The following is a 17,961-nucleotide window of genomic DNA, read 5'->3' as shown; positions in this document are numbered from 1 at the left end:
TTTTCTCTTCGAAATCGCGTCAGGGCCGGCCGGCCGCAGGCCGCCGGCGAACCGCCCTGAACCCATGAAGAGGTCCCATGAGCAACACCATCAAGGTCACCGACGACAGCTTCGACCAGGACGTGCTGAACGCGCCCGGCCCGGTCCTGGTCGACTTCTGGGCCGAGTGGTGCGGCCCGTGCCGGATGATCGCCCCCGCGCTGGACGAGCTCGCGGCGGAGTTCGGTGGCAAGGTGACGGTCGCCAAGCTCAACATCGACGACAACCCCGGCACGCCGAACAAGTACGGCGTGCGCGGCATCCCGACCCTGATGCTGTTCAAGGACGGCAACGTCGCCGCCACCAAGATCGGCGCGCTCGGCAAGAAGCAGCTCCAGGAGTGGGTGCAGGGCTCGCTGTGATCCACCGATGCCCCTCCCCTGCGAAGGCGGGGGAGGGTGCGGATGGGGCAAAGCGCGTTTCCCGGCATGACAACGCCTCGCCGGCGCCGGCGGGGCGTTGTCATGCCGGAGCGGCCAAAAGCGTGAATCTTGCCCTACCGCTTCGGCTCCTCGTCCCTGTCGAGGTCGAGCATGCCGCGCAGGGCGGCGAGGGTCTCGCTGAAGGGGCGCTCCGGCGGGCGGGGCTTGGGCGGCGGCGGGCGGCGGGGCCGGGCCGGCGGCTCGTCCTCCTGCGCCGCCTTCTCCACCAGCTCGCGCAGGGCGGCGAGGCTGGCCGCCATCGACAGCGGCGCGGCCCGCACCGGCGCCGGCCGGACCTCCTCCGCCTCTTCCGGGCGGCCCGGCGCCGGCTCGTCCCTGCGCTCGTCCTTGCCGTCGTCGCCGACCAGGTCGCGCAGGTTGGCGAGCGTCTCCGCGAAGAGGTCGGGGCGTGCGGGATCGTCCTCCCCCTCCGGAACCACGTCGACGAGGTCGAGCGGCGGCTCTTCGTTCTCCTCGTCCGCGGCCGGCGGCGCCTCGCGGTCGCGGATGGCGAAGTCGAGGATCTCCTCGTCGGTGACCTCCTCCACCTCTTCCGCCTCCGGCTCCCCCTCCACCGGCTCCCCGGCCTCCGCGGCGGCGGTGCTCTCCTCGGGCGCGGCCCCGCCCTCGTCCTGCCGGCCGAGGCCGCGGAAGAAGGCCTCCGGCGTGTCGGCGTCGGGCGGGAATCCGCCGTCCTCGGCAGCGGGCCCCTCGGCCGCCACCGCACCGGTGCCGGCCGCCGGCTCCTCGGAAGGCTCGACGTCGCCGGGGCCGACGCCGTCGCCGATCCCGTCGCCGATGAAGGCGCGCAGGGCGGCGAGCGTGCGGTCGACGGCGATGTCCTCTTCCGCGCCCTCTTCCCCTTCTTCCTCCTTTTCATCCTCTTCCTCGCCCTCCGGCTCCGCGGCGGCCGGCCGGGCGAAGGGGAGGTCGCGGGGCTCGTCCTCGCCGGCGATCTCCTCCGCCTCGTCCTCGTCCTCGTCCTCGGCGGCGGCCGGCGCCGGGACGTCCGGCTCGTCCAGGGATTCCAGGAGGCTGTTGAGCAAGGTGTCGGCGGTCCACGGCACCGCGGCCGGCGTGGCGGGCGGTTCGGCGGCCGGTTGAGGGGGGGCCGCGGCGGCGAAGGGCCGGCTCTCCGTATCGCGGGAATGACAGCGCGAGCAGCGGAAGTGCGGGGCCAGCGACAGCACCGGATAGCCGGGCCCGAACCGCCGCACCAGATCCGCGCGCAGCAGCCGCCCCTCGTGTCCGCAGGAGAGGCAGCGGATGCGGACGTCGCCGTCTATGTCGCGTAGGAAGAGCATGCGTGACATCGGCGCCAGTATACGCGGGTGCCCCGGCTTTCCCAGCCCTTTCCCGGCGCCTCAGTCGAGGCCGATGCGCCGCCGCAGGTCGGGATCGCGGATGGTCAGTTCCTGGCCGGCGAGGTCGGCGGCGGCGGCCGTGCAGAGATAGAGGATGGCGCGCGCCGGGTCCTCGGGCCGGGCCAGGGTCTCGCGCTTCAGCCGGCTGACCTCGTTGAGGCCGGAGGCGCGGATGGCCACCTGCATCTCGGTGTCGACGACGCCGGGCTGCAGGCCGAAGACGCGCAGGCCGGCCCCGCCGTACTCCAGCGCCAGCGCCTGGGTCAGCATCGCCAGCCCGGCCTTGCCGCTGCAGTAGGCCGACCAGCCCTCGAGGGCGCGGTGGGCCGCCCCGGAGCTGATGTTGACGACGGCGCCGCGCCGCTCCAGCAGGCTGGGCAGGCAGGCGCGCGCCATGTGGTAGGCGCCGCCCAGGTTGACGGCGATGTTGCGCGTCCACTCCGCCGGGTCGGTGTCGCCGAGGCGGCCGATCGGCGCGATCACCCCGGCGTTGTTGACCAGCACGTCGACGCCGCCGAACGCCTCCACGGCGTCGCGCACCGCCGCCTCCACCGCCGGCCAGTCGGCGACGTCGCAGGCCGCCAGCCGGTGCGGCCGTCCGGCCGCCTCCAGGCGCCGGCGCAGCTCGTCGGCACCGGCGGTGCCGCGGGCCAGCGCCACCACCGTCGCCCCGGCCTCGGCCAGCGCCGCGGCGGCGGCCAGGCCGATGCCGCGCGACGCCCCGGTCACCAGCGCCACCTTGCCGTCCAGTTCGCTCATGCTCCGTCCCTCCCTTGGTGCGATCCGTCGTCAGTCGGCGCGGCCGCGCGCCTCGATCGGCCAGAAGCCGACGAGGCGGTCGCCGCGCACGGTGTGGAACACGTCGTAGAGATTCACCGTCGGGTCGCAGTGCGGCACCGTGCAGACGATCCGCGCGCCCACCGGCGGCAGGGCGGCGCCGTCCGGCACCGTCAGCCGGCCGAACTCGTCGCCGGAGAAGTCGTAGCGCGACCCCGCCGGCGCCCCGTGCACCGGCAGCGGCGGCGGCCCGTCGAGGCCGAAGCTCTTGGTGCCGGCGTCGGTGGTGGCGGCCCCGTCGCCGGTGTGGGCGACGACGGTGGCGTGGACGAACAGCGCCGTGGCGAAGGGCGGGACCGCCGCGCCGTCCAGCTCGACGGCGGCGTAGCCGTTGTCCATCACCGCGTAGGAGCCGACCTGCAGCTCGGTGAAGACGCCCGCCTCCAGGTCCAGCGCGTGGCTGCCGGTGCCGCCGCCGCTGACGATGGCGGGTGGCAGGCCGGCCCCGGCCAGGGCGGCGATGACGGCGCGCAGCCGCTCCATCTCCGCGTCGAGGCGGGCCCGGCGATCGGCCAGGGCGGGCTCGTGCTGCAGGTGGCCGGCGTAGGCCTGGACGCCGGCGTAGCGCAGGCGCCCGCAGCTCGCCAGCCGCCGCGCCGCCGCCACGGCGGCGGCCGGATCGCCGAAGCCGGTGCGGCGCTGGCCGAGGTCGACGTCGACCAGCACGTCGAGCTGCCCGCCGGCGGCGGCGCACGCCACCTCCAGCGCCTCGATCAGGTCGAGGCGGTCGACCGTCACGGTGATCCGCCCGCCGGACGCCGCCAGGGCGGCGAGGCGGGCGATCTTGCGCGGGCTGGCGAGTGGCGCCGTCAGCAGCAGCCCCGGCACGCCGCCGGCGTGGAAGACCTCCAGCTCGCCCAGCTTGGCGGCGCACAGGCCGATGGCGCCGGCCTCGATCTGGGCGCGCGCCAGGGCCAGGCACTTGTGGGTCTTGCCGTGCGGCCGCAGCGCCACGCCGCGGGCGGCGGCGCGCGCCGCCATGGCGGCGAGGTTGCGCTCGGCCACGTCGAGATCGAGCACCAGGGCCGGCGTCTCCAGCTCCCAGCGCGACCCGGGGCGGCCCACCAGCGGGGCGTTCAGCGCCGCCGCTCCCGTGCGTTCCATGCCTTCTCCTTCCCTCAGGTGGCGGCCGGCAGCGGTGCCTGCGCCCGCAGCGCCCACACGAGCACCAGCGCCGCCGACAGGACCAGGGCCAGCAGCACCAGGTTGTTGCCGGCCCAGCCGAACCCGGCGTAGACGCCGCCGGCGGACAGCGCGCTGAGGGCGACGGCGGAGAACACGACGAAGTCGTTGGTCCCCTGCACCCGCGCCCGCTCGGCCGGGGTGCAGGTCTCGGTCAGGAGGGTGGTGCCGCCGACGAACAGGAACGACCAGCCCATCCCCAGGGCGACCAGCGCCGGCCAGAAGGACAGCAGCAGGTCGTCGCCGGCCAGGTTGAGCAGCGTGCACGCGGCGTAGAGGCCGGCCCCCGCCAGCATCACCGGGATGGCGCCGACGCGGGCGATCAGGCTGCCGGTGAAGAAGGCCGGCACGTACATGCCGACGATGTGCCATTGCAGGATGAAGGCGGCGTCGGCGAAGCCGTAGCCACAGTCCATGACGGCGAGCGGCGTCGGCGTCATCACCAGGTTCATCCCGGCGTAGCCGACCACGCCGCCGGCGACGGCGGCGAGGAAGGCCGGCTGTGCGGCGATGCGCCGCAGCGGCCGGGCGGGGCCGTCGGCCGCCGTGGCGCCGCGCTCGGGCAGGGGGACGAAGGCCAGCATCAGAAGCACGACGGCCTGCAGCGGCACCAGCATGGCGAAGGTGCCGGCGAACTGGGCCGGGGCGAACAGGTCCTTGGTCCAGGTGGCGAGGCTGGGCCCGAGGAACGCCGACAGGAGGCCGCCGGCGGTCACCAGCGAGATGGCGCGCGCCCGCCACGCCGGGGCGGCGACCTCGGCGGCGGCGAACCGGTACTGCTGGGTGAAGGCGGCCGACACGCCGAGCAGGGCCATGCCGGCGCAGAACGGCCAGAACTGGGCCCACAGCACGGCCAGGAAGGCCACGGCGCCACCGGTCATCCCGGCCAGCGCGCCGGCGACGAAGGCGGTGCGCCGGCCGAGTCGCCGCACCAGCCAGGCCCCCGGCAGGGTGGTCGCCATCAGCCCCAGCATCATCGCCGCGATCGGCACCGTGGCGAGGCTGCGGTCCGGCGCGATCACCGTGCCGGCGACGGCGGCGCTGGTGAAGATCAGCGCCGTGGCGCTCATGCCGAGCGCCATGCACAGCGCCAGCAGGGCGACGGTCCGGGCTTCCTGTGTCATGGGCTCCCCGCAGCAAAAGAGCCCGCCGGCGGGGGCGGGCTCCTTGCGAACAGACCGAACGCCAGGACGCCCGGACACCCGATGGCCGGTCCGGGCGGAGGCGCGTCGAGGCGAGGCCGCATCCCTTACCGGGGGGACATGACCATGACCATCTGGCGGCCTTCGAGCTTCGGCATCTGCTCGACCTTGGCCAGCTCGTCCAGTTGGTCGCGCACGCGCATCAGCACGTTCATGCCCAGATCCTGGTGCGCCATCTCGCGCCCGCGGAAGCGCATGGTCACCTTGACCTTGTCGCCCTCCTCCAGGAAGCGCCGGGCGGCCCGCATCTTCACGTCGTAGTCGTTGTCATCGATGTTGGGACGGAGCTTGATCTCCTTCACCTCGATGATCTTCTGACGCTTGCGGGCTTCGGCGGCCTTCTTCTGGGCCTCGAACTTGAACTTGCCGTAATCGAGGATCTTGCAGACCGGCGGCTCGGCCTGGGGCGCCACCTCGACCAGGTCGAGATTCGCGTCTTCGGCGGCCAGCAGCGCGTCGCGCAGCGAAACAACGCCCACCATCTCGCCGTCGGCGCCGACGAGACGGACGGAGCGCGCCGTGATCTCCCGATTGACCCGCGGCCCTTCGCGGGTCGGAGCGGCTTCGGTCGGTATCCTGGCTATGGACTCTTCTCCCTTAGCTGGTTGCAGCCCGCGCAGGCCGCCGCCCCATGCGGTGGCCCGTTCGCAGGCAGGAGGTCATCAGAACGGCGAATCGAGCGAGGGCGCCCCGGCGGGCGACCGCGCGCTCTCTACCAATTTATCCAGAGCGGCGTCGAGAGCAAGAACTTCCTGGTCTTTCCCGCCGAGGTACCGCAGGGCGACGGTGCGCTCCTCCGCCTCGCGCTTGCCCACCACCATGAGCACCGGCACCTTCTGCAGGCTGTGCTCGCGGACCTTCAGGTTGATCTTCTCGTTGCGGGTGTCGAGCGCCGCGCGGACGCCGCGCGCCTTGAGGGCGGCGAGGACCTCGCCGGCGTAGGTGTCGGCGTCGTTGGTGATGGTCGCCACGACCGCCTGCACCGGCGCCAGCCAGAGCGGGAACTTGCCGGCGTAGTGCTCGATCAGGATGCCGATGAAGCGCTCGAAGGAGCCGAGGACGGCGCGGTGCAGCATGACCGGGCGGTGGCGCTGCCCGTCCTCGCCGATGTAGGAGGCGTCGAGGCGCTCCGGCAGCACGAAGTCGAGCTGCAGGGTGCCGCACTGCCACTGCCGGCCGATGGCGTCGACCAGCGTGAACTCCAGCTTCGGCCCGTAGAAGGCGCCCTCGCCGGGGTTCAGCTCGTAGGCCAGCCCGGCCGCCTCGCAGGCCGCCTTGAGGCCGGCCTCCGCCTTGTCCCAGGTCGCGTCCGAGCCGGCGCGCTTGGCCGGCCGGTCGGAGAACTTCACCAGCACGTTCTCGAAGCCGAAGTCCTTGTAGATGGACAGCAGCAGGTTGCAGAAGGCGATGCTCTCCGCGGTGATCTGCTCTTCCGAGCAGAAGATGTGCGCGTCGTCCTGGGTGAAGGCGCGCACCCGCATGATGCCGTGCAGCGCCCCCGACGGCTCGTTGCGGTGGCAGGCGCCGAACTCGGCCATGCGCATGGGCAGGTCGCGGTAGCTCTTCAGCCCCTGGCGGAAGATCTGCACGTGGCCGGGGCAGTTCATCGGCTTGACGGCGAGGGTCCGGTCCTCGTCGGCCACCACCGTGAACATGTTCTCGCGGAACTTCTCCCAGTGGCCCGACTGCTCCCACAAGGTGCGGTCGATGAGCTGGGGCGTCTTCACCTCGATGTAGCCGGCGCGCTCCAGCTTGGTGCGCATGTAGGTCTCCAGCGTGCGCCAGAACTGCCAGCCCTTGGCGTGCCAGAAGACCGAGCCGGCGGCCTCCTCCTGCAGGTGGAACAGGTCCATCTCGCGCCCCAGCCGGCGGTGGTCGCGCTTCTCCGCCTCCTCGAGCTGGGTCAGGTAGGCCTTCAGCTCCTTCTCGTCGCGCCACGCCGTGCCGTAGATGCGCTGCAGCATGGCGTTGCGGTGGTCGCCGCGCCAGTAGGCGCCGGCCACCTTCATCAGCTTGAAGGCGGTGCCGACCCGGGCGGTCGACGGCGCGTGCGGGCCGCGGCAGAGGTCGAGCCACGGGCCCTGGCGGTAGACCGAGATGACCTCGCTGTCCGGCAGGTCGGCGATGATCTCGGCCTTGTACTTCTCGCCGATGTCCTTGAAGTGCTGGATCGCCTGGTCGCGGTCCCACTCCTCGCGGACGATGGGGGTGTCCTTGGCGACGATCTCGCGCATCTTCGCCTCGATCTTCTCCAGATCGTCGGGCGTGAACGGCTCGTCGCGGGCGAAGTCGTAGTAGAAGCCGTTGGCGATCGCCGGGCCGATGGTCACCTGGGTTCCGGGGTAGAGGCTCTGCACGGCCTCGGCCAGCACGTGGGCGGCGTCGTGGCGGATCACCTCCAGCGCGTCGGGGTGGCTGCGGGTGACGATCTCGATGCGGGCGTTGCCGGTGATCGGTGCCGTCAGGTCGCGCACCGTGCCGTCGACCTTGACGGCGAGCGCGTCCTTGGCGAGGCGCGGGCCGATCGCGGCGGCGACCTCCGCCCCCGTGACCGGACGGTCGAATTCGCGCACGCTGCCGTCGGGCAGCGTGATGGCAATGTTGGACGACACCGGGTTCACCGTATTCACCGTTGCAACGCATCCCGGCGCCGTGCCGGGTCGGGGAACTGTAAAGGCGCTGCCCGCGCTGTCAAGCGCAGCGGCCACGGCTTCCGGCGGCTCCGGCACGGTCGGGATGCCGCCAATTTAGGGCCCCGGCCGCCGGCCCGCCAGCCGAAAACCGCCCCGCCCCCTTCACCCGGCGGGCAGCAGCTCGGCGTAGACCGCAAGGGTGTCGGCGCACATGCGCTGCCGGGTGTAGCGGCCGGCGACGAAGGCGCGGGCGCGCTCGCCGATGGCGTCGCGCACGGCGTCCGGCAGGGACAGCGCCTCGTCGAGGGCCGCGGCCAGCGCGGCGGGGTCGTCGGGCGGCACCACCCAGGCGGTCTCGCCCTCGACCACCGTCTCCTTGTAGGCGCCGGTGGCGGTGACGATCACCGGCTTGCCCATGGCCTGGGCCTCGACGATGACGCGGCCGAAGGCCTCCGGCTCGCGCGAGGCGGAGACGACGACGGTGGCCAGCCGGTAGGCCGCCGCCATGTCGTTGCAATGGTCGGTGATGTGCACCTGGCCGTCCACGCCGAGGCGCCTGGCCTGCTCCACCAGCTCCTGGCGGAAGGCGGTGCGGCCCTGGTCGGCGCCGACCAGCAGGCAGAGGACGTCGCGCCGGCCCAGGCGGGCCAGGGCGTCGATCAGCACGGTCTGCCCCTTCCAGCGGGTCAGCCGGCCGGGCAGCAGGACGACCGGCCGGTCCTCGGGCAGCCGCCACTGCGTGGCGAGCTGGATGACGCGGGCGGCGCCGACCCGTTCGGGCGCGAACACCGCGGGGTCGATGCCGCGGTGGACGACGCGGATCACCGCGGGGTCGACCGCGTAGTGGGCGAGGATGTGGTCGCGCACGAACTCGGAGATGGCGATCACCCGCTCGCCCCGCGCCATGACCGAGTTGTACCAGCGCTTCAGGCGGTTGGAATAGTTGTAGGGGGCGTGGAAGGTGGTCATGTAGCGGGCACCCGTGCGCCGGCAGGCGAGCCAGGCGCTCCACGCCGGGGCGCGCGAGCGGGCGTGCACGATGTCGACGCCGAAGTCGGCGATGATGCCCTCCAGCCGGCGCGCGTTGCGGCGGATCACCAGCGGGTTCTTGGAGGCGAGCGGCAGGACGAGGTGGGGGATGCCGGCGCGGTCCAGCTCGCGCACCATCGGCCCGCCCTGCGAGGCGACCAGCGGCGTGGCGCCGGCCTCGGCGAGCGCCAGGGCGACGTCGATGCAGCCGCGCTCGGCGCCGCCGGTGACCAGGCTGGGCAGCACCTGCAGCACCACCGGCGGGCGGCGGCCGGGGCCGCCGAAGACGCCGGCCAGCGGGCCCTCCGGGTTGCGCCCGTCCGGGCCGGTGCTAAGGTGGCTGTCCGCTTCCATGGAGGCGCTCGCGTCGTTTGAACCGTCCGGAACCCGACCATGACCGACACCGCCGCGGCCGCTCCGGAAGGCGGCGCGCACCATAGCCTGTCGCGTGGCGACGCCACCATAGCCTATCGTCACACCCCCGGCCGGTCGCCGGGCGTGATGTTCCTCGGCGGCTTCATGTCCGACATGACCGGCACCAAGGCGCGCGCCCTGGAGGCCTGGGCGGTGGCGCGCGGCCTCGCCTTCACCCGCTTCGACTACCGCGGTCACGGCGCCTCCTCCGGCCGCTTCGAGGACGGCACGGTCGGCGCCTGGGCCGACGACGCGGTGGCGGTGCTGGACGCGGCGACCCGGGGGCCGCAGGTGCTGGTGGGCTCCTCGATGGGCGGCTGGATGATGCTGCTGGCGGCGCGGCGCCGGCCGCAGCGGGTGGCCGGGCTGGTCGGCATCGCCTCGGCGCCCGACTTCACCGAGGACCTGATCTGGGGCCGCCTCGACGCCGCCACCCGGGAGGTGATCCTGCGCGAGGGGCGGTGGTTCCGCCCCTCCCAGTATTTCGGCGAGCCCAAGCCGGTGACCCGCGCGCTGATCGAGGAGGGCCGCGACCACCTGCTGCTGCGCGGCCCCATTCCCTTCGCCGGCCCGGTGCGGCTGCTGCACGGGCTGCGCGACGAGGACGTGCCGTGGCAGACCAGCGTCCGCCTGGCCGAGGCGCTGACCACCGCGGACGTGCGCCTCACCCTGGTGAAGGACGGCGACCACCGCCTGTCCCGCGACGCCGACCTGGCGCTGATCGCCGCCACGGTGGGCGAGCTGACGGAATAGGCAGGGCCGATCGGAACCGGCGGGACAATCGATTGGACCGCGGCGATCGGGCTTGCCAAGATTCACCCATCACGAACCGGCCATCGGGTGGGGAGATCGGGCCATGACCAAGACCGTCAGCTTCGCGTGCGTGCACTTCACCGTCGCCTTCACCGTCGGCTATCTGCTGACCGGCAGCGTCGCCGTGGGCGGGCTGGTGGCGCTGGTCGAGCCGCTGGTCAACACGGTGGCCTATCACCTGCACGAGAAGGCGTGGGCGGCCCTGTCGACGCGCCGCGAGGCCGCCCCGGCGGCCGGTTGCGGCCTGCATTTCTCGGCGACGTAAAGGGCTTGCGCGGGCGCATCCGGATCGGTATGTTCCGGGCTCCGCGGAGGGGTGGCCGAGTGGTCGAAGGCGCTCGCCTGGAAAGTGAGTATACCCCAAAAGGGTATCGAGGGTTCGAATCCCTCTCCCTCCGCCATTCTCTTTCAAGCCCTAAATCGTTAGCAAAATCAGCCCCTTAGCGGGCCGCTGCGGTGGGCTTCCACACACGCTTTCCACACACGCTTTGTCGCCTTGGAGGCGGGACTAGCTTGGGTTAGTCTGTTCTCGCTGATGCCTAGAAGCACAGTGGCCGTACGCAGAGCACTTGTGGCGCTGGTCTGCGCATCTGCCAAGCGAAGCGTGGGAGGGAAGCGATGGCAGATCCATTGGCTCCGTACAGCCGAGAAGATTTGTATAGACATTTACGCTATATGGAATATGCCGGCGATCCACTAGAGCCTTATTTCAGGAAAAGCAACATAGGTGATCTTCCAGAAGATGGCATAATCTATCATTATTGTAGTATTGAGGGATTTCACGGGATTTTGTCTAGCAGTTGCCTGTGGGCGTCACCTGCGCACACGCTCAATGATCTTGACGAAATGCATGATGGCGCGCGAGTGATTAAAGAGTGTCTTCGGATCGGCAGCGAGGGGCTTGAGGCTACAAAGGAACCGGGTAGTGAAGCTGAGGATGACGACGTATTCAGAAAATTGATGTGCTCTTACTTCGACAGCCGTTGGACCCCACCGCAAAAATTCAACATTTATACCGTTTCGTTTTCCGAGGACGGTGACAGTTCCAGCCAATGGCTGAACTACTCGGAGCAATCGCAACATAGGTCTGTAAAGGGGAGGGGGTTTGCAATCGGCTTCTCAGCACGCCACCTGCACAATGCATCCCACTACTTAAATTACAGATTTGGCCCGTGTAGATATGCTAGAAGAGAGAAGCAAGCTATAGTTGATGGCGCGCTTGACCTATGCATATCATACATAAGGTACATGCTGTCTTGTGGCCTCAACTTTGGCGGCTGCATGGAGTGGGCTGAGGAGCGGTTCTTTTATTCCGCCTTGCCGACCCTGCCATTTTACAAAAACCAAACATTTGCTAATGAAAAAGAATGGCGAGCCGTTGTAGTTCCTGGGGTATGGCCGTGGGCGACAGATGTTGTGGACGTTCGTGGAGAAAAAAGAGAAATAATCAGGTTTCAATTGCATTCCACCCATCACAAGTTTCCAGGGCACACTTACCTCCCCATCTTCAGAGTAATAGCTGGCAGCGGTGTCTCTGAGGATGACTTGAAGGATGCGCGCGAGGCTCTAGACATGGCGGGTTTGGGGGATGTGAAGATTGATCGGTCTGAATGTAGACTACGCTAAGAGCTGTTCGTGGGTTGGAAAACAACAGATACACCTCATTAAACGAATTGAACGTGTAGATTAAGGGGTGATTGCCCCTCCCTCCCCATTGCCCCCGTAGGTGGCCCCTGCCTTCCCCGGTAGGTGTTGACGCGGGCCACCCCTCCGAACGCATCCACGGGGCCAGCGGTACACGGCAAGGGCCTTGCGGGCGCTCCGCTGGTGGACCAGGAAGGGGAAGCCCCTCGCTGGTCTGCTGGTCTCCCCCGCCGTTGCCCTTCCGTCGCTCCTATCGCCCCATGCAGTCGGTCGCCTGAAGGATGCGGTAGACGCTGGCCCGGCCGATCCCGAGTCGGCTTGCGATCTCCGTGGCTCCCACCCCTTCCGCGGCAAGGGCCTTCACGTCATCGGCCTTGGCCTGGGCAGTGGGCTTCCGGCCCTTGTACCTCCCCTCGGCCTTGGCCTTGGCGATCCCCTCGCGCTGCCGCTCCAACATGATCTCCCGCTCAAACTCCGCCACACCCCCGAGCATGGTCAGCATCAGCTTGCCCGTGGGGGTGCTGGTGTCGATGCCCATGTTCAGGATGCGCAGGTCGGCGCCCTTGCCCTTCAGGGTCTCCAGGATGGACAGAAGGTGCGCCACGGAGCGGGCCAAGCGGTCTAGCTTCGTGACCACCAGAGTATCCCCTTCCCGGATGAACTCCAGGGCACCGGCAAGCTGTTCCCGGTTCACTACGTCCACCGAGGACACCTGTTCCCGGAACACCTTCTCACACCCGGCGGCCTTAAGGTCCCGCTCTTGGGCTTCTATGCTGGCCTTCTGGTCCAGGGTGGAGGTGCGCGCGTAGCCGATCAGCATGGGTGTCTCCGTCGTCCAGGTGTCTCAATGAACCCTTAGACGTTATGCCTCTCCCGTCTCAAATATGTCAACACCATTCGTGTGAGACAATGATGCTGCCAGTGCGGAACGACTCGCTAGACCAAGCCTTGTGAGACAATGGGACGGATGGTGCGGCGCTGACCCCCACCGTTCCCCTACCGCTCGACTGGAGACCCCGCGAGCTGTGACGGTTCCCCTCCAGGATGCCGCCGGGCTTCCCGCTGGTGTCGGCATAGGGGCATCGGACAGGACGCATGGGAGACGGCAACGGGCATCCCGCACAGCGCCTTCGTGGATCTCTGGCCGCTGCGCTGGGGACGGTAGGGGACCGCAGGGAAACGGATGGGCACGTCCTCCTCGCTCGTCCTTCCTCGGCATCCTCTCCCGATGCTGGCGGGCTATGACGGTTGCCCCAGCGAATACCGCCGGGCGTCCACCAAGGCCACGAGGTAGGGCAACCCGCCAGAACGCATGGACGACGGCAACCCGCGCACCGGGCATGGGGTGTCCACGGTTCCGCCACTGCCTGTAGGTCGGGTGGGGTACCGGGGGGAATGTGCGCTTCCTCTAATATCAGATGCCACTTGAGAAATTTCTGCCGAAAACAAACCGGGTCGCCGCTCGTCCATCAAGAAGCCATCACGGGCTGTGAGTGTTGCCCCGAGGATCGTCCCGAAAGGAAAATGCCAGCGAGCCCTGAGCCATCTGGAGATCGGTATAGTGACTGCACCGATGCCAGGTCATTGATGGCGTTCCCCGCCGTGCCCCGCAGGTAACCCGTAGGAAACCAAAGGAGCCGCGGCGAGGATCACCCTGCCGGTGGCAAATGTGTCCTCGTAAGTTATCAGGGAGGGGGAGAGACCAGGGCTGGAAAACTGTCCCCAGGAGTTATTGGGGCAGAGCGTCTTTTCCGCCCTTGCTTGACACCGCTGACGCTACATCTGGCAATGTCAGCGATCTCCTCATTCGGCAGGTACGGATGGTTCTCCAGCAACCATGCCATGCGCTTGCGTTTCGTCCCCTGCGCTTCGGCCTCATTCTTGATCCCATCCAGGTCGAGACACCACAGAATGCGGTCGATCCTCTCGGGGTAGAAGACCGGGAAGACGCAGGAACGGTTGAAACCCTCCAGGTGACCGATACGGTTCTCAGGAATGACGTTGTGGCCGAACTCTCCGCGGAAGGCAGCATCGGTGACTAAGCGCCTGTTCTGCCGTCCACCATAGGGAGCCAACTCAAGGAACCCATGGTGCTCCAGAAGGGCAACGAGGGTTGAACTGCGGATGGAATGGAGTGATGCGATGTCCTTGACTGTCATCCCCACCTTGTTCAGCCGCACCGGTGGCTTCCTGCTCTGCTCTTTTTCCATCCTCCTGTGCCAGAATGATACGGAAGCCAGATCAAGGCGCTGTATGACAACTTGGTCATGGATCTGGCGAACCCGCTCTTGATCTTCTCGCCATAACCTGTCTGCGATCTTATCGAAGGGGAGATTGTCAACCACCGCAGAAGATATGGCGAGGCGTAGAGACGCCTCAGGCAGAGGCATACCAAGCCTTGTCGATGTCGTGCTTCTCGATCACGACTTCATCCTCTTCATCGCCCCTATTGAACGCTGGCGGGTTGTATTTCACGATCCGCGGGGTTCCGTCGATCCCTTCCTTGACGGTTCGGGTTGCCGTGTGGGCGATGCTGCGGATGTTCATGGCGGGCTTGTCGCCACGCATGACGGTCAAGGGTTGGTCAGGGTGACCGGCGTTGATGAGGGCACGACACAGGGAGAAGATCGGGCATCCCGATTTCCGGGTGACCGACATCCCGAGGGAAGGAACCGAACAGGTCGGCCCTTCAAGCTGAGCTATGAGCATGGTTCTCCGTTTCCGACACCGAAGGCGGTGCAGATTGCTGGCTGCTGGGAGGATGGGTTGGGATAGGCCTGGTGCAGTGACTGCACCTGAAGAAGACCTAGTTAGGTAGATGGATGAGGATAAAGTAAGGCGGAAACGTAAGTGTCACTTATGACAACCTGAGTTTCCCCCTATAGTCCCCCATGGATCACTATACTAGGAGACCTAGGGTCCCTCTTAAGGCGGTCCCTAATTGCCGTGTCCGTTGAGATGGGCGGTCTCGTCTCTGTAAAGGGTCACCCAAATCGCCAACCGCGATCATGATGCCGCAACAGACGGAGCAGGTGATTGCCGGTTCCCAGGAAGGGAGGCCACAGGTGTAGTCACTATACCGATGGAACCGCGCAATGGATCAACGGGAACGTAGGTATGCCGTCGCTGCCGCCTAGGTAAATTTCGCGGGAAACAGCAAGTCGGTCCCGCTAATGGGGATCTATATTTCAGGATATAACAAAACGTGATCGGGGTAGTGGCGCGTGATTTCCTAACCGACTGTCGTTTCTTCGACTGATACTGCCACAGAAACCGCCGTTAGCTGTACCCATTCCCTCCGTCTGTGCGTTCTGACCCTCGGCCGGTACATCGGGGTGCCCCGGTAGCCTCCCCGCGTCCACGGGCGGGACCGTCATAGCTCCCGGCGGGGTTCACCTGGGAGCCAGGTACAGGCCACCGCCACCCAAGCACGGGCGGCCTCGGCCGGACTGGTGAAGTCGGGTAGGGTGGGCTTCTCGGGCTCCACCAGTTCACCGCGGCGCCACGCCACGAAGACCTTGATGAGCATGGCGCGGACTTGCTTGGCCCGCTCGGTGCGGGCGAGGGTGCAGACGAGAAGGGCTTGCTCCTCGTTGAGGTAGTAGAAGGTGGAAGGAAGGCCGGGTCCGCGGATTTCTCCTCGGCGGGGAGAAATGTCCCCGAACGATGCCAGTTCGTCGGCGTGGTCTCGGATAAGACCGCGGATCTTGTAGACGTTCGCCATCCCAAGTGCCGTTGCGAGTTCCGTATCCAGAACCCGCGGTTCACCTTGGATTTCGTGAAGGGGGATGAGGTCGTTCATCTCCCCCGTCCGCACCTTCTCCTCGCCAGCGACATACATCCTGTCCTTGCGGATGGCGGGGAGGACTTCGCGGGTGACCCAATCCTGGAAGGCGCGGGCCTGGGGCTTGTCGGACCGGAGGACGAGTTTGTAGAGACCGCTTTCGGAGATGAGCTTCATTGGAAGCCCACGCTGACCACTAATCTGAGTAGTGGTTACCTCGTCCGCCTGGAGCGGCTTCAGGGCTTGGGAGACGTTGACGCTCCCATCAGCTTTGACGTTGTAGCCAAGGGCTTTACACACGTCGGCCGCCACAAACCACGGGTTCCCGTCGAGGGTCACCACGCGGACGCTGTTGTCCCGGAAGTTGAAAGTCGTGAAGGTGTTCATGGGATTGGCCGTGGCGTGGTCACATTCGCCGCGCCAGTGCCTTCCGGGTTCCCGGCGCTACCGACTTACCCAGCGGTCCCCGGCGCACCCACGGGCGGGGCACCCTCTCGGCTGACGGCGGGGAGCACGGCGGTTGCCCTGCCATGGCCCGTGCGTTGGGTATAGTGGCTACACCGGGCCGACGAACGGCGTTGACGCACGGGCCACCAGGGGGACGGTTCCGGATAGCCGATCTTCTCCGGATGAGCTTCGCGTCTCTGGCCAAACGCAGCGTGGTGCTGGTATGATCCCCCGGTATGTAAATGCTTGCCCGATTGTAGGCTGTCAGTTACGTCGGCTAAATGCTGAAGAATCTTGTGCTTTTATAATGAGACAAGGGGGAGAGAAATGGATCGTATTGCTGAAGAGTGTGACAAGTTTCTTAAGAATTATAGGTGGATTTGGGAACATATTGATGGCATTCAAGCGAATGGCGTTAATGATAGAAAGCGACTTGCTATTGGATGTTACCATGCTTCTATGGAGCATCAAGGGGCGATCCATTTGCTGGTAAAGGCTGGGGTGTATGGATCTGCGTTTTCTTTGTATCGCAGCGTATATGAATCTACCATAAGGGGTATGTGGTTGGAGCACTGCGCAACCGAAGATGAGATTTCTAGGTTCAAAAATGACAAACCGTTGCCCATAGGTGATATGATAAGCGCTATTGAGGGGAAAGTAACGGCAAGTCAAAATGTGCTGAGTGCGATAAAAGCTGCGCGATGGAACGACATGTGCAGTTTTGCCCATACTGGTATGCAAGCAATATTGCGTCGCTATAAGGAAGGTGCGACGGAGTTGAGCTATTCAGAGGAAGAAATTGTTATGATTATGAATTTTGTCCGACAATTTAGTTTTTTGTCCGCCATAGGGATATGTAACATATCCGAAAATGGAGATGTGGCGCTCAAGATACTCTCCAAATTTGGAGACGACCGATAGTGTTTATTGGAGGTTAATATCAGGTAATCCTAACAATGTCCCGACCTTCATGAGTTAGTGTTCAGACGCGGACAGAAGGTGCACGCGAGCTTCATCTAATAGATTGAATTGTCTGAGCTGCCACTGGGGTTGTATACTATCTGAATGCGTCTGAGCACTAGCTTGGCTCCGGATATCCGATCTTCTCCAGGGCAGCAGCCTTCACGGCCAACGATGAACCACCCGAGTACAGCCCATACGTCATTGTGGGCTTGTCGTGCCCAAGGATGTCCGCGGCGACGTTCTCAGGGACACCCGCGTTGTCCAAGAGGGTGGCGACGGTTTTCCGGATGGAATGGAAGACGTGCGCCTCTGTGAACCCCTCATCCGACTTCAGGCGTCCGAATCGTTTCCCCACGGCGTTGCTGCGATCCCCGTACTTGTTCGCGGTGAGCCCCGAGAGGACATAGGGGGAACCGGCCTTCTTACTGGCCTGGATGAGGCGCGTCATGGTTGGAAACAGCTTGGAGTGGATCGGCACTTGACGCCATCCGGCCGCGGTCTTCGCGTCTTCCACGTCAAAGAACCCATCCCCCACCTTCGAGACCTTCAGGGCACAAAGCTCCTCAATGCGGCACCCGGTCCACATACCCAACCGAATCAGGTCGGCAAGTGCCGCGTCCTCCTTGGTGATTGCGGCGTTCAGAAGGGAGACTACAGCGGCAGGGGTGAAGGGTTTTCGGCTTCCGTTGCCGGTCTCCACCTTCGTCCCCTTGGGAATGGTTAGCTTCTCAAAGGGCATATTGTTCTCGGATGCCGCTTCGATGGAGATCAGATAGGTCCAGTACCCTCGAACTTCGGACAGAATGCGGCGCAGGGTCTTTCCGGCCTTTCCTTCTTGGGCCATGCTATTGACCCATCGCTGAATAGCTTTTCTTTGAATGTCGGGGACGTATGGGAACACCTCGGCGAACTTGCGGATAGTGGATCGTTTCATATCCACCGTCTTTGCCTCGTTCGTGAGGGTCGCCAGATATTCCTCAAGGTGTTCATCGGTGCGGATGATCTGCCCTGTGGCGACCTTTACGAACCGCAGGGCTTCCTCGTACTCAGGGAGATCGTCAATTCGGGGGTCCCGTTCATCGGCGATCCCGGCCCGCGCTGCTGCCTTCTGGTAATTGCTCACGGGGTTGGCGCGAGCTGTTGTTCAGGCGATAGCGAAGTCGCCGTCGATGAGGCTGCGGACAGCGG

At 66.3% G+C, this 17,961-nt stretch carries 17 protein-coding genes and 1 tRNA gene; 6 read left to right on the top strand and 12 right to left on the bottom strand.

From position 1 onward, the window contains the following. Positions 1-77 precede the first annotated feature (77 nt). Entirely contained in the window at positions 78-401 is a 324-nt protein-coding gene (trxA, locus tag ACSBPG_RS00090) for a thioredoxin TrxA (protein WP_435535043.1), read from the top strand. Between the two features lie 134 nt (positions 402-535). Here trxA and ACSBPG_RS00085 read toward each other — a convergent pair whose 3' ends face one another. From ACSBPG_RS00085 to ACSBPG_RS00055, 7 genes are all read right to left on the bottom strand, one after another. Next, positions 536-1,765 (bottom strand): hypothetical protein, encoded by a 1,230-nt coding sequence (locus ACSBPG_RS00085; protein WP_435535042.1) that lies wholly within the window; start codon positions 1,763-1,765, stop codon positions 536-538. Between the two features lie 60 nt (positions 1,766-1,825). Then, positions 1,826-2,584, bottom strand: a complete 759-nt coding sequence (locus ACSBPG_RS00080) for an SDR family NAD(P)-dependent oxidoreductase (protein ID WP_435535041.1) — start codon at positions 2,582-2,584, stop codon at positions 1,826-1,828. A gap of 30 nt (positions 2,585-2,614) precedes the next feature. After that, complete coding sequence (locus tag ACSBPG_RS00075; RefSeq protein WP_435535040.1) at positions 2,615-3,766, bottom strand: alanine racemase; 1,152 nt, start codon at positions 3,764-3,766, stop codon at positions 2,615-2,617. 14 nt (positions 3,767-3,780) lie between these two features. Beyond that, on the bottom strand, positions 3,781-4,968 hold the full coding sequence (locus ACSBPG_RS00070) for an MFS transporter (RefSeq protein ID WP_435535039.1): 1,188 nt from the start codon (positions 4,966-4,968) through the stop codon (positions 3,781-3,783). 125 nt (positions 4,969-5,093) lie between these two features. Continuing rightward, positions 5,094-5,621, bottom strand: coding sequence for a translation initiation factor IF-3 (gene infC, locus ACSBPG_RS00065; RefSeq protein WP_435535496.1), 528 nt, complete (start codon positions 5,619-5,621; stop codon positions 5,094-5,096). 87 nt (positions 5,622-5,708) lie between these two features. Then, positions 5,709-7,658, bottom strand: a complete 1,950-nt coding sequence (gene thrS / locus ACSBPG_RS00060) for a threonine--tRNA ligase (RefSeq protein WP_435535038.1) — start codon at positions 7,656-7,658, stop codon at positions 5,709-5,711. Positions 7,659-7,841: 183 nt separating this feature from the next. After that, positions 7,842-9,062 carry a glycosyltransferase family 4 protein gene (locus ACSBPG_RS00055; protein ID WP_435535037.1) on the bottom strand — a complete coding sequence of 407 codons (1,221 nt, stop codon included), beginning with the start codon at positions 9,060-9,062 and terminating at the stop codon, positions 7,842-7,844. Between the two features lie 39 nt (positions 9,063-9,101). On the opposite strand from ACSBPG_RS00055, the gene ACSBPG_RS00050 reads away from it, so the two are divergent. The 4 genes from ACSBPG_RS00050 (at position 9,102) to ACSBPG_RS00035 (ending at position 11,561) form a co-directional block, all read left to right on the top strand. Then, positions 9,102-9,875, top strand: coding sequence for an alpha/beta hydrolase family protein (locus ACSBPG_RS00050; RefSeq protein WP_435535036.1), 774 nt, complete (start codon positions 9,102-9,104; stop codon positions 9,873-9,875). Between the two features lie 103 nt (positions 9,876-9,978). Then, positions 9,979-10,200 (top strand): DUF2061 domain-containing protein, encoded by a 222-nt coding sequence (locus tag ACSBPG_RS00045; protein ID WP_435535035.1) that lies wholly within the window; start codon positions 9,979-9,981, stop codon positions 10,198-10,200. A 45-nt stretch (positions 10,201-10,245) separates the two neighbouring features. Next, positions 10,246-10,336 (top strand) — tRNA-Ser (locus ACSBPG_RS00040). A gap of 217 nt (positions 10,337-10,553) precedes the next feature. Next, positions 10,554-11,561: a DUF2971 domain-containing protein gene (locus tag ACSBPG_RS00035; RefSeq protein ID WP_435535034.1), complete on the top strand. Its 1,008-nt coding sequence runs from the start codon at positions 10,554-10,556 to the stop codon at positions 11,559-11,561. A 268-nt stretch (positions 11,562-11,829) separates the two neighbouring features. Here ACSBPG_RS00035 and ACSBPG_RS00030 read toward each other — a convergent pair whose 3' ends face one another. The 4 genes from ACSBPG_RS00030 to ACSBPG_RS00015 form a co-directional block, all read right to left on the bottom strand. Next, entirely contained in the window at positions 11,830-12,399 is a 570-nt protein-coding gene (locus tag ACSBPG_RS00030) for a recombinase family protein (RefSeq protein ID WP_435535033.1), read from the bottom strand. 865 nt (positions 12,400-13,264) lie between these two features. Continuing rightward, on the bottom strand, positions 13,265-13,789 hold the full coding sequence (locus ACSBPG_RS00025; RefSeq protein ID WP_435535032.1) for a hypothetical protein: 525 nt from the start codon (positions 13,787-13,789) through the stop codon (positions 13,265-13,267). 166 nt (positions 13,790-13,955) lie between these two features. Next, positions 13,956-14,288, bottom strand: coding sequence for a hypothetical protein (locus tag ACSBPG_RS00020; protein ID WP_435535031.1), 333 nt, complete (start codon positions 14,286-14,288; stop codon positions 13,956-13,958). Between the two features lie 664 nt (positions 14,289-14,952). Further along, on the bottom strand, positions 14,953-15,750 hold the full coding sequence (locus ACSBPG_RS00015) for a BRO-N domain-containing protein (protein ID WP_435535030.1): 798 nt from the start codon (positions 15,748-15,750) through the stop codon (positions 14,953-14,955). A 387-nt stretch (positions 15,751-16,137) separates the two neighbouring features. Here ACSBPG_RS00015 and ACSBPG_RS00010 point away from each other — a divergent pair, with 387 nt between their 5' ends. After that, positions 16,138-16,731: a DUF6988 family protein gene (locus tag ACSBPG_RS00010; protein WP_435535029.1), complete on the top strand. Its 594-nt coding sequence runs from the start codon at positions 16,138-16,140 to the stop codon at positions 16,729-16,731. 157 nt (positions 16,732-16,888) lie between these two features. On the opposite strand, the gene ACSBPG_RS00005 is transcribed toward ACSBPG_RS00010, so the two are convergent. Continuing rightward, positions 16,889-17,896: a tyrosine-type recombinase/integrase gene (locus ACSBPG_RS00005; protein WP_435535028.1), complete on the bottom strand. Its 1,008-nt coding sequence runs from the start codon at positions 17,894-17,896 to the stop codon at positions 16,889-16,891. Between the last annotated feature and the right edge of the window lie 65 nt (positions 17,897-17,961).

The sequence above is a fragment of the Azospirillum sp. ST 5-10 genome (assembly GCF_051225715.1).
In the GTDB taxonomy this organism is placed as follows: domain Bacteria; phylum Pseudomonadota; class Alphaproteobacteria; order Azospirillales; family Azospirillaceae; genus Azospirillum.
The sequence above is the reverse complement of the archived record's forward strand: the minus strand, read 5'-3'. Positions and strand labels throughout refer to the sequence as shown.